We start from the raw sequence: 12,017 nt of genomic DNA, 5'->3' as shown, positions 1-12,017 counted from the left end.
GTTAACGCTAAATGTAGCAAGAACTTAAATCAAACGTGACGCACGAGGCCGTGACCCGACGCCTCAGGCTTCAGCGGTCGACACCTTGTTGCGGCCCGTCGCCTTGGCGTAGTACAAGGCTTCGTCGGCGGCCTTGATGACCGTCGTCAGTTCGTCGTCCATCTGCGGCTCACGGCTCACCGCGCCAATACTCGCGGTCACGCATCCATACTCACTGCCCACGTGCTCGATATGGCATGCGCAAATAGCGGAGCGGATCTTCTCCGCGATCAGCGAAGCGCCAAGCGCCGAAGTATCGGGAAGCACGACAATGAACTCTTCTCCTCCATAGCGCGCGGCGCTGTCGGCCGGACGCCGGATGTTGTCGGCAATGCAGCGGGCGACGGCCGCCAGGGTATCGTCGCCGGCCTGATGTCCGTAGGTGTCGTTGTAAGCCTTGAATCGATCGATATCGACGAACAGCAGCGACAGCACACTCTGCGAGCGCTTCGCACGCCGCCACTCGAGTTCAAGTATCTCGCCAAGACTGCGGCGGTTGTTGAGTCCTGTCAGGCCGTCCGTTCTCGCCAGTAATTCCAGCTCCGACTCGGCCCGCACGCGCCGCCGCAACTGCGCGCCAAGCAAAATGGAGAGCCCGACGAACGCTGCGCCGAACACGGCCATCAGCGACCCGATCGTGAGAGCCCGGCGCCGCCAGGAAGCGTAGATATCCTCCTCGGACGACGCCGCCATGATGATGAGAGGCGCGTGCGGGAAGTTGGCAAACCAATAGAGCCGGCGATTGCCATCGATTGACGACTTTTCGCTGAAGCTCCCCTCCGGCACTAATAAAAACTGCTTGAACGTGGCAGCGTCCTTGATGTTTCGCCCGATCACCCTGGGATCGTAAGGCTGCCGCATGAGCATTGAGCCGTCCCTGCTGATCAGCGAAAGCGATCCATGGGGCCCAAGCGTCAAACCGGCGAACAAGTCGTGGAAGTACGCAATATTCACCGCCAGCAGCACGATCCCCGCAAACGATCCGTCCGGGTTGGAAAGCCGTCTGCTCAGGCCGATGCTTGGCGTGCCGTTGCGCAAGCGAGACAGGTACGGGTCGCTTATATAGAGACCCGCGTGGGGATTGTCGCGTTGAACCGTGAAATACGGCCTGTCGCTGAAATTCCCGGTTCTTGGCGTGTCGCTGCCGGAGTCGATGACAACGTTACCTTGCGCATCCATCACCAGCATGGAGCCCAGATATTTCGCGCTGGCCGCTCGGTCGAAGAGTACCTCCCGGCGCATGTGCGGCGACAAGGCCATCACGTCCGCTTGTTGAAGCCCGTCGACCACAGCTTGCAGCGACAGTTCGTAAAGTTCGAGATTGCGTTCGATATCGCGCTGTGCGATGACTGCGATATCGCGCAAAGTGTCGCGGGTATGCTCCAGCGCATCCTGGCGACTCTGATACAGGACCACACAGCACAGGCCCACCATGACAACTGCTGTAAAAACGCCAAACGAAACGACAACAACGGACGTCGACAGCCCTCGTTTGATGCGGCTCACGATGCCGACGCAGCTGGATTGCTCTGCTTTTGTCATTGTGGTTGCGGTCTTTTCTACTTGATAGGAGACGGTTCTCGTCCCTGGTCCCGCCGGATCAGCCTCGATGCATCCGCGGATCTCTCGTTCAACTAATGTCTGACCGACATCCCGCCGCCGAACCTCCATTCGAAAGGCATCATTACCCGGTTCACCCCTCGCGTCACTATCAGTATTACTACTAGCTACTGGGCCGGCCGTTCATTTGCCATGCCGTTATGCACACGCCATTATTGGCGAGCGGGTTTCCAACGGAGAATGTGCCACCGAATGTTTTACCGAATGCGTCATCCAATGTGTCACCCCCGCCGCTGTTTCCCGCGTTACGAATCATATTCCATCAACCCCGTCCGGTGTGTTCGTGGAAAACCAGGCCCATAAGGAGGCGTCGATGTTCCAACGGCTATATCAAGTCCATGAAGTGACGCAAGACACCCAAGTGCTGGCGACCGCCCGCAAGATTGCGGCGATCGTCGCAGCACTAACCATTCCCACCATTGCACGGTCAGAGCTTGCTTGCCGCACCCTGCCCGTCGACCTGGAAGCAAAGCTGGTTGGTTATCTCCAGGGATTCTGCGGGCCGATTTGCGCGGCGTGGCAAATTGACGATTCCGATGTTCCGCTTGCAGCCACCGGCCTCGTCATCAATTTGATTTTTCCTGACGGCCACGCATCGCTGAGCCATGTGATCGACAGCGCGATCATGAGCTCGGAGGCTTTTGGCAAAGGCATGGAGGCGGGCTGCCGCGACGGCGAACTTTATCGCACCACCGGGCGCAAAGGCACCGCGCTATTGCAAATCCTGGCGAACGATTTCCGGGAGTTTTGCGACTATTCAAAAGTTGCCGCCGACGTACCCGCGTAAGACGATGTAATCCTTCGCGGTTATCGGGAGTGGCGCTCGGGGAGATCGAAGCATGGACGATGCTTCGAGGGATGGGTGTCGCCCGCCGTTTCGATGTTGATCGTTGATTGCCCATTTAGTCGGCGCGCGCTGTAGACGCCACGCCGTCATGCGTTTGTTCGCGATGCACATTGACTCGCCGGTGCCGGCCGTCATCGCGATTCACGCAACGCTCACGCTCTTTTCATCCAGCAAGGCATCGATGAATGAACGCACTCTTGGCGGCATCATTCGCGCGCTGGACGTCAACACGCTGACCGGCAGCGGGGCCGGACGATATCCGGGCAACTCCTCGACCAGCGCCCCCTGCCTGATGTGGTCCGCCACCATGTGCTCAGGCACCTGTGCTATTCCGGCACCCTGCAATACCGCTTCGACCATGGCGTCTCCATGACTCAACGCAAAGCGCGATGGTGGCCGGAGTTGAATCTGTTCCCCGCCATGCAAGAACTCCAGCGGGCGTTCCCGGCCGGAGGTAGGCATCCGGAACGCAATGACCGATCGCGTCTCGACCTCCTCGACAGTACGCAATGCGCCGTGGATTCTTATGTAAGCGGGACTGGCGCAAAGCACGAGATGCTGACGGTCGAACAGGCGCGCAACCAGACCGGAGTCGTCCAGCGAACCTATGCGGATCACCGCATCCAGGCCTTCGTTCACCAGGTTCACCCGCTCGTCTGTGAGGCGCATATCGACGTTGAGCGCGGGATAAGCTTGCAGCAAGCGGTTCAACACCGGGACAATCCTGCGTGTTCCATAACCTATCGGCGCGCCCACGCGCAACGTGCCTGTCGGCGCTTCGGCCGAGCGTGCCGTCGATAACTCCAGCGAGTCGATCTCTTCCAGGACCCGCGCGCACTTTGCAAACAGAGCGTCGCCTTCCGCCGTAAGCCGGACTGCGCGCGTCGTTCGATGAAACAGCCTGACGCCAAGATCGCTTTCGAGACGCGCCACGCTCTTCGCAACCGACGAGGGTGCAAGACCGAGTTCGCGGGCGGCCGCCGCGAAGCTGCTATTTCTCGCCACCGCGGCAAAACTCAGAAATTGTTTGAGATTTTTCATGGTCGACGGTCAATGATCAATTCACGGTATGTTGCCGTGAATGTTACGGCATCGACGCATCTTTTTCTCGAAAGGCTTGCGATTTATAGTCAATGCCCAAGCCCATGATCTTGTCGAGGAATGCCATGTTTGTATTGAATACCAACCCGCCCGAATATAACTTTGCCGGTACGCGGATGCGTTTGCTGATGTCCGGGAAGGAGACGGGCGGCGCGTTCTGCATGATGGAATTCTTCGGGCCGCCGAACCGGGCTACGCCACTGCACATGCATGAGCGCGAGGAAGAAACGATTGTTGTGCTTGAGGGGGTGGTCGACGTTACGGTCGATGGCAAGCTTGTCAGGGTGCATCCGGGCGAAACGGCTTTGCTGCCGCGAAACGTTGCGCATCGGCTGGCCAACAATACCGACTTGCCGTCGCGGTATTTGATCGTCTGCACACCCGCCGGATTCGATGACTTCGTCGACGCTTGCGCCGACGTACAGGCAGGTCCGGTCACGCCTGTTGCGCCGTTGCCCGAAGATATCGGGCGCATGCGTGAAGCCGCGCCGCGCTTTGGGATCAGGTTTTTACCGGATGGGCAGCATCCTGGTTAGCGGTTCTGCGTTAATGCCGGGTTACCTGCGCGGGCCGACGCTTTAATCGCTCAGCGGCTTGTCTTGCGCGTCGGCGTGCGAAAAACCAAACCGCCGATACTTCGCGCGAGTTCATCATCGAGCACGAAAATTTGAATCGGTCAGCGTGCACGGATTTACGAGCGCTTGACTCATAGCGTCACCCGCTAACGTGCGCGATCGAGCGGGCAAGCGAACGACCCAGCACCGCTAACCCCGAAACCGTGTGCAACCCGGCATTGGCCACAGCGCGCTTATAATCGTGCGCGGCATTGGGCTGGGTGCAGCGCTCTGACTAAGCCACGCGGTTTTGCTCTGAAGCGACCCTGCGTCGCTTGGTGCGTGCCGCATAGGTAAGCGCGTGGCCAGCCGGTTCGATCACGCGCCCAGAACTATCGCGAGATAAACCAAGATAAACAAACCGCCGCGGTCTTATTCGCGCCGGCAACCCCCATCGACTGAAAGAGTGATCATGACCATCTCCATGTACAGCACGTCCGTCCCGGTTTTCAAGCAGATGCTCACCGCCCTGTCCGACGTGCTCAAGAAAGCGGAAACGCACGCCACCGAAAAGAACATCGACCCGAACGCGCTGCTGCAAGCACGCCTGTTCCCGGACATGTTTCCGCTGGTGCGCCAGGTACAGATCGCCGCTGACTTCAGCAAAGGCGTGACCTCGCGCCTGGCCGGCGTGGACGTGCCGTCGTGGGCCGATACCGAAGTCACGTTCGCCGATCTGCAAGCACTGGTGACGAAGGCACTGGCTTACATCGGCACGCTCGATGCAGCGCAATTCGAAGGCAGCGAAAACAAGGAAATCGTGCTGCGCCCGGGTACGCCGAAAGAGAAGAAGCTGCCCGGCAGCGCCTATCTGCAACACTACGGCCTGCCCCAGTTCTTCTTCCACGTGACGACCGCGTATGCAATCCTGCGCCACAACGGCGTGGATATCGGCAAGCGCGATTACATGGGCGCTTATTAATCGAGCCAGATGCATCGAGCGCAGATGCATCAAGCCGGCTGCAAGGGACTCGACACAGTCCGTTGCAGCCGGCTTGATTTCAAACTTCAAACTTCGAATTTCAAGCTTCCAGTTTCAAACGCTCAAAAAGTCTGCCATTCCGGATCCTTGCCGACGACCGGCGCGATCCGGGGCGCAGCCGCCGACCGTTTCGCAGGCTTGGTCTTGCTCGCCGGGCGACTGACCGCCGGGGTTGCTTTCACCGGCGTGAAGGTCTGTGCAACCGGATCGGAAGCACTGATCCGGAACACCGAGACAAGCTCGCGCAAGGTGCCTGACTGAGCTGCCATCGACTGCGCGGCGGCGGACGCTTCTTCGACCAGCGCCGCGTTCTGCTGCGTCACCTCATCCATCTGCCCGACCGCCTGATTGACCTGCTCGATTCCGGTGTGCTGTTCACCCGACGCCGCGCTGATCTCACCCATCAGGTCCGTGACGCGCTTGACCGACTGAACCACTTCGCCCATCGTGCGCCCGGCTTCGTCAACCAGTTGCGTGCCGACCTGCACCCGCTGCACCGACGCGCTGATCAGGTCCTTGATCTCCTTAGCCGCCGATGCGCTGCGCTGAGCCAGCGTCCGCACTTCGCCAGCCACCACGGCAAACCCGCGGCCCTGCTCACCCGCGCGCGCCGCCTCAACTGCCGCGTTCAACGCAAGGATGTTCGTCTGGAATGCAATGCCTTCGATCACCGTGATGATCTGGGCCACCTGTTCCGAGCTGCTGGAAATTTCGCTCATCGTCTGGACCACGCGATTGACGACCTCGCCTCCGCGCACGGCCGTCTCCGACGCGTTGGCCGCCAGCGAATTACCTTGCAACGCATTCTCCGCATTCTGCTTCACGGTCGCGGTAAGTTGCTCCATGCTCGCCGCGGTTTCTTCCAGCGAAGCCGCCTGCTCTTCCGTGCGCTGGCTGAGATCCGTGTTGCCTGCTGCAATCTGCGCGGATCCGGTGGCAATGCTTTCGCTGCTGTTGCGCACGCGGCCCACTACATCGACCAGCCGCTCGTTCATGTGACGCATCGCCGCCAGCAACTGACTGGCTTCGTCCTTGCCCGATACCTCGATGTTCGCGGTCAGGTCACCCAGGGCAACGGTCTCGGCAATCACGACAGCGCGCCTGATCGGAGTGGTAATGGAGCGTGTGATCAACCAGCCGATCGCAATGCCCGCGAATACCGCGACAGCGATCAGCAAGCCTGTGCTCACCATGGCGGTGTCATAGGTCGATACCGCGCGTGCGACCTCCCCTTCAGCGCCCGTGCGGTTGAGTTCGATATCCGTTTCAATCAGCTTGAGCATGTCGGTGAACGCGGCGCCGGCTTCGCCGCTTGACAGCGCACGAGCGTCGTTGAATCCGGCTTCACCCTTGTCGGACAGGTCGAGCAGTTTTGCGTCGAGAGCCGCGTAGCGCGCCCACGCGTTTTTGATGTTGTCGAAAAGTTGTTGCTCTTCAGGCGACGACACGAGCTTCTCGTATTTCGTGAAAACCTCCTGAAGCTTGACGACAGAAGCGTCGTGCGACGCGCGCTGTTCCTGCTTTTCCTTTGGGTCGACTGCCAAGATCGAGCGCAAGGTCGTGCGACGCGCATTGTTCGCATAGGCCTGCATTCTGCCGGCAGCCTGCACGCTGGGGAGCCAGTCGTTGCCCAGCTCCAACGTGCCGGCGTAGATGTGCGACGCCTGCCAAAGCGTCATCCCGCCGACCGTGCATAACAACAGCAGAATTGCCGCGAAACCCGCTCCGAGCCGCGTGCCTATCTTGAAGTTACTTAAATTCATCTCATGCTCCAGTGTGATCAACGATGAACACGATTACGGAGCATTCACAATTTCCTGAAACAACCTTTCAGTTTCCCACCTTGGACGAAAAACATATGAAGAATAGGGTAGATTTTTTAAGTCATTGAATTTATACAGTAATTTTTTTGACGCGATAGAAGGCGAAGTTACTCGGATACTTGAGGTTTCGGTAAAAACAACACCTTTGAGTTTAAAAATCTGTAGCTTATAGCGCTTTCTACCCCACTATCTCAGTTTTCGAGTGTTTTCTACCTAATCACTCCCCACACAAAATAATTCGATATTCCTTACAACCACTTGTCATTTACACCATCGAAAACGCAATAACTCGCGTGATATTGCGACCGACCGCCAATTACCAGCCAATAGCGATCGTGCGGGCGCACGATCGTTCAGAATTTGTCGATCTCCGGGCGCGCCTGGGAGAATAATTGCGCGCATAGCTCGCGACCCGCTTCGCTCAACGCAGCCGTGGGCGCATTTGCCGTGTTTTCACCTTGGAAGTCCGGGCCGGCCGGATTGGCGGAATCCAGCAACGCCGCGTCGGACAGCGCGGTCAGATGGCGAATCAGGCTGCTCATCGGCACGCCCGATTGCTTCGATAACTTCGCGAGCGACCACGCCCGCCCGGGTGTCTCCTGCGCCGCCCGCCATAACTGCGCGAGGATCGCGATCATTGCCGGATCGATCTCATCGTCCATGTTTTTCGTCCCTGTCTTTATTTAGTCTCTGACGAGTCTCTGCTTTCTTCGCGCGCCATGCCGGCGACCAGTTCGCCCAGCCTCTTCACCGCCGCTTCCGTCTGCGTGCTCCAGGGGTAACTGTAGTTGAGCCGGATGAAATGACGGAAGGCATCGCGCGATGAAAACATGGTGCCCGGCCCGATCGTAATCCCGAGCGCGAGCGCTGTTTCATAGAGATCCATGGAGTCGACATTGCCGGGTAACTGGACCCACAGCACATAACCTCCCATGGGCGTGGACATGTGCGTGCCGGCGGGGAAAAAGCGCTTGACCATCGCAATCATGAGCCTCGCCTGCTGCCGGTACACCTTGCGCACATGCCGCAGATGACGGTCGTAACCACCCTGCCGAAGGTAGTCGGCCACCGCGACCTGCGGCACCGAAGGAGTGGTCAGCGTGTTCAGGAACTTGAGTTTCTCCACCTCGCGGCGATAGCGCCCGGGCATCGCCCAGCCGATCCGGTAAGACGCCGTCAAGCTCTTGGAAAACGACGCACAGTGCAGCACGAGGCCCTTTTTATCGAAGTTCTTGAGCGCCGACGGACGGGCTTCGCCGTAATACAACTCCTGGTACACATCGTTTTCGATCACCGGGATTTCATGCGCGGCGAGCAAGCCGACAAGCCGCTCCTTGTTGGCATCGGACATCACGAAACCCAGGGGATTCTGGAAATTCGGCATGACCATGCATGCGGCGATCCGGTGTTCGCGGATGATGATCGCGAGTGCGTCAATGTCGATGCCTTCGACCGGATGCGTCGGCACTTCAATCGCGCGCATGCCGAGGCGCTCGATTGCGTGGAGCATCGCGTAATAGGTCGGCGATTCGACTGCGACGGTGTCTCCCGGTTTCGCCACGGCCTGCAGGCTCAGGTTGATCGCCTCGGTGGCGCCGACGGTGATGATGATCTCGTCGGGGTCGACGGGCACGCCGTTCTCCGCGTATCGCCGCGCGATCTGGCGGATCAGTTCGGGGTTGCCCGGCGGCAGGTCGTCCATCAGGTTCCAGCTTGAATGCCGCCGCGCGATCGCGTTCGCCAACTGGTTGATGCGACGCCACGGGAACAGCGACGGATCCGGATAAGGCGACCCCAGCGGCATGGCGTCGTGCGAGCGGATGGAGCGAAGCGTGGACAGGACGAGGCGGCTGACATCGACTTTCGATGCCACCGGCGGTGGCTGCGAGGCCGGAGGTGTGACTGCCTGTGGCGCCGGCAGTTCGCGCACGAAGTAGCCCGACTGCGGGCGGGTTTCCAGCACGCCGCGGCTTTCCAGCAGCGCGTAAGCATGCAGGACCGTCTTGATGCTGACGCCCTGTTGGGCGCTTGCCTGACGCACCGACGGCACACGCTCGCCCACGGCGAACACCCCTCGTCGCACGGCTTCCTCGATCTCGGCCGCCAGTTTTTCGTAGAGCGTCACGGTGGGTGAACAAGCAAAAGAGTGGGAGGAACAGGCTTGAGGCCCAGAGAGCCGTCAACTGTACTCCTCGTTTATCTATTTTTCTGTATACCGCGTCATTTTCGGAACACAGTAGCCTTGCGTCATTGGTGAAAACCCTCAAGAATCCGCGGCAGGCACTGTGAAAAAACCCGAACCTCGCATTGAACCGTACACGCACCCTGCAGCCGGCTGGGGCGCGCTCAAGTATGTGGCCCTCAATCTCCTCAAGGAGAAGGTGTCGGGGGGAAATTACCGCACGCTGTTCGGCCAGAACCAGCCGGACGGTTTCGATTGCCCCGGTTGCGCGTGGCCGGATCGCGAGCACGCGTCCACGTTCGAATTCTGCGAGAACGGCGTAAAAGCCGTGGCCGCCGAGTCCACCAGCAAGCGCGTCACGCCGGCATTTTTCGAAGAACATACCGTCGAACAGTTGATGGCGCAGTCGGATTACGAGCTTGAGCAGCATGGCCGCCTGACCGATCCGCTTGTCTACGATGCAGAGCGTGACCGCTACGTACCCATTGCGTGGGACGACGCGTTCGCGCTGATCGCCGACCACCTGAATCGCCTCGATGACCCTGACCGCGCCGCCTTCTATACCTCGGGTCGCGCGAGCAACGAAGCCGCCTTCCTGTACCAGTTGTTCGTGCGCATGTATGGCACCAACAACTTCCCCGACTGTTCGAACATGTGCCACGAAGCCACCAGCCGTGGCCTGCCGGGAACCGTAGGCGTGGGCAAGGGCACCGTCACGCTCGAGGATTTCGAGCACGCGGATACCCTGCTGCTCTTCGGCCAGAATCCGGCGACGAACCATCCGCGCATGCTGGGAGAACTGCGCGAATGTGCGAAGCGCGGCGCCACGATCGTCTCGATCAACCCGCTGCGTGAACGCGGTCTCGAACGCTTCGCGAGTCCGCAGCATCCGGTCGAGATGCTCACGGGCGGCAGCACGAAAATCAGTTCGGTGTTTATCCGCCCGAAGATTGGCGGGGATTTTGCGTTGATCAAAGGCGTGGCGAAATGCGTGATCGAACTCGACGATGCAGCCCTCGCGGAAAGCTTGCCGCGGGTGCTCGATATCGCGTTCATCGCTGAGCATACGGTCGGTTTCGATGCCTTCGCCGAGGACCTGCGCGCCGAGAGCTGGGATGCGATCGTCGCGGAATCGGGCGTGCCGAAAGACGAAGTCCTGCAACTCGCCGATATCTACGCACGCGGCCGCGCTGTTATCTCGACGTGGGGCATGGGTCTGACGCAGCACAAGAACTCCGTGCCAACCGTGCAACTCCTCTCGAACCTGATGATGATGCGTGGGAACATCGGCAGGCTGGGTGCGGGATTGTGTCCGGTACGCGGGCATTCGAATGTGCAGGGCGACCGCACGGTCGGTATTGAAGAGCAACCGACGCAAGCGTTCCTCGACCGGCTTGGCGCCGCGTACGACTTCGAGCCGCCGCGCGAACATGGCTACGACGTCGTGGGTTCGATCGAAGCGATGCTCGCCGGCAAGCTGAAAGTGTTCATTGGGCTGGGGGGCAATTTTTCGATTGCGACGCCTGATACGCCGCGTGTATGGGAAGCGATGCGCTCATGCGACCTGACCGTGCACATCACGACGAAGCTGAACCGCAGCCATCTGATTCATGGCCGCGATGCGCTGATCCTGCCCACGCTTGGCCGCACTGAAATCGACATGCAGAACGGCGTGGCGCAAGGCGTGAGCGTGGAAGACTCCATGAGCATGGTGCACATTTCGTACGGCATGAACCGCCCTGCTTCGGCGAATTTGGTGTCGGAGATTGCGATCGTTGCGCGCATGGCGCTGGCTACGCTCGGCAGCGCGAAGGTGGACTGGCTCGCGCACGCGAACGACTATGCGCTGATTCGCGACGGCATCGAAAAAGTGATTCCCGGGTTCGAGAATTACAACGAACGGCTCAAGCATCCGGGCGGATTTCATCTGGGTGTGGCGTCGCGTGATCGGGTGTGGATTACGCCTAGTGGAAAGGCGCAGTTCCTGGTGCACGGCATCCAGTTCGATACCCCGATTCATCGTGCCCGGACGATACATGGCGAGCGGTTGATGACGCTCATGACCACCCGTTCACACGATCAGTACAACACGACGATCTATGGTCTCGATGATCGGTATCGCGGCGTGTACGGCCAGCGGAGGGTGTTGTTTGCGAATCAACTCGACATCGAGATGTTGGGGTTCGAAGCAGGTCAACGGGTAGATATCACGAGCGTTTGGGATGACGGCATCACGCGGCGGGCTGACAGTTTCCTGCTTGTGGCGTATGACATTCCGCGTGGTTGTCTGGGTGCGTATTATCCGGAGACGAATCCGCTTGTGCCGTTGTCGAGTGTTGCCGATGGCGCGGGGACGCCTACGTCGAAGTCTATTCCGGTGTTGTTGTGTGCGTCTTCGGTGCAACAGCTCGAGGCGGCTTGAGAGGGTGTTTTGCTCGCGGCGGTGGACGGGTTTTGGTTGGATGGGGGGCGGGGTTCTGGGTTTGCGGTTGGGGTTAGTGCCGGGTTGCCAGGGTCCAGGGTTAGCGGTCGGGGTCTATGCCGGGTTGCTAGGTTCTAGCGTTAGCGGTCGAGGTCATTGCCGGGTTGCTGCTTTCGGCCTTAGTGGTCTGCTTGAGTTGGCTATTTTCTTTATCACTGTTAGCCACTGTGCGTGGCGGCACGTCATTTCTTTGTCCAAAGGTAACTAGTCAGCACTTGTAAACTGCTGCGAAGCTCGGCATGATTCGGAGATGACATTTGTGCCCAACCTTAAAAATCTGACGGACGAGCAGAAAGACGCGCTCATCATTGATTTGGTGAGGCGTCT

9 protein-coding genes are annotated in these 12,017 nt (G+C 59.4%); 4 read left to right on the top strand and 5 right to left on the bottom strand.

Annotated elements, in window-relative coordinates:
• Positions 1–63 precede the first annotated feature (63 nt).
• Positions 64–1,581, bottom strand: coding sequence for a sensor domain-containing diguanylate cyclase (locus FH08_RS0116580; RefSeq protein ID WP_081889495.1), 1,518 nt, complete (start codon positions 1,579–1,581; stop codon positions 64–66).
• Positions 1,582–1,942: 361 nt separating this feature from the next.
• Here FH08_RS0116580 and FH08_RS0116575 point away from each other — a divergent pair, with 361 nt between their 5' ends.
• Entirely contained in the window at positions 1,943–2,446 is a 504-nt protein-coding gene (locus FH08_RS0116575) for a hypothetical protein (protein ID WP_152602853.1), read from the top strand.
• Between the two features lie 201 nt (positions 2,447–2,647).
• On the opposite strand, the gene FH08_RS0116570 is transcribed toward FH08_RS0116575, so the two are convergent.
• Positions 2,648–3,547, bottom strand: a complete 900-nt coding sequence (locus FH08_RS0116570) for a LysR family transcriptional regulator (RefSeq protein ID WP_031359391.1) — start codon at positions 3,545–3,547, stop codon at positions 2,648–2,650.
• A gap of 125 nt (positions 3,548–3,672) precedes the next feature.
• On the opposite strand from FH08_RS0116570, the gene FH08_RS49515 reads away from it, so the two are divergent.
• Complete coding sequence (locus FH08_RS49515) at positions 3,673–4,143, top strand: cupin domain-containing protein (protein WP_051888317.1); 471 nt, start codon at positions 3,673–3,675, stop codon at positions 4,141–4,143.
• Positions 4,144–4,633: 490 nt separating this feature from the next.
• Positions 4,634–5,143, top strand: a complete 510-nt coding sequence (locus tag FH08_RS0116555) for a DUF1993 domain-containing protein (RefSeq protein ID WP_031359389.1) — start codon at positions 4,634–4,636, stop codon at positions 5,141–5,143.
• 122 nt (positions 5,144–5,265) lie between these two features.
• Here the strand turns inward: FH08_RS0116555 and FH08_RS0116550 are convergent, their stop codons facing one another.
• From FH08_RS0116550 to FH08_RS0116540, 3 genes are all read right to left on the bottom strand, one after another.
• A complete protein-coding gene (locus FH08_RS0116550) occupies positions 5,266–6,966 on the bottom strand; it encodes a methyl-accepting chemotaxis protein (protein WP_031359388.1) in 1,701 nt (566 codons plus the stop codon).
• A gap of 413 nt (positions 6,967–7,379) precedes the next feature.
• On the bottom strand, positions 7,380–7,688 hold the full coding sequence (locus FH08_RS0116545; protein ID WP_031359387.1) for a hypothetical protein: 309 nt from the start codon (positions 7,686–7,688) through the stop codon (positions 7,380–7,382).
• A 17-nt stretch (positions 7,689–7,705) separates the two neighbouring features.
• Positions 7,706–9,151: a PLP-dependent aminotransferase family protein gene (locus FH08_RS0116540; RefSeq protein WP_051888316.1), complete on the bottom strand. Its 1,446-nt coding sequence runs from the start codon at positions 9,149–9,151 to the stop codon at positions 7,706–7,708.
• Between the two features lie 160 nt (positions 9,152–9,311).
• Here FH08_RS0116540 and FH08_RS0116535 point away from each other — a divergent pair, with 160 nt between their 5' ends.
• Positions 9,312–11,630: an FdhF/YdeP family oxidoreductase gene (locus tag FH08_RS0116535; RefSeq protein ID WP_031359385.1), complete on the top strand. Its 2,319-nt coding sequence runs from the start codon at positions 9,312–9,314 to the stop codon at positions 11,628–11,630.
• The last annotated feature ends 387 nt before the right edge of the window (positions 11,631–12,017 follow it).

The organism is Caballeronia sordidicola, assembly GCF_000729995.1.
Classification (GTDB): Bacteria; Pseudomonadota; Gammaproteobacteria; order Burkholderiales; family Burkholderiaceae; genus Caballeronia; species Caballeronia sordidicola_A.
The sequence above is the reverse complement of the archived record's forward strand: the minus strand, read 5'-3'. Positions and strand labels throughout refer to the sequence as shown.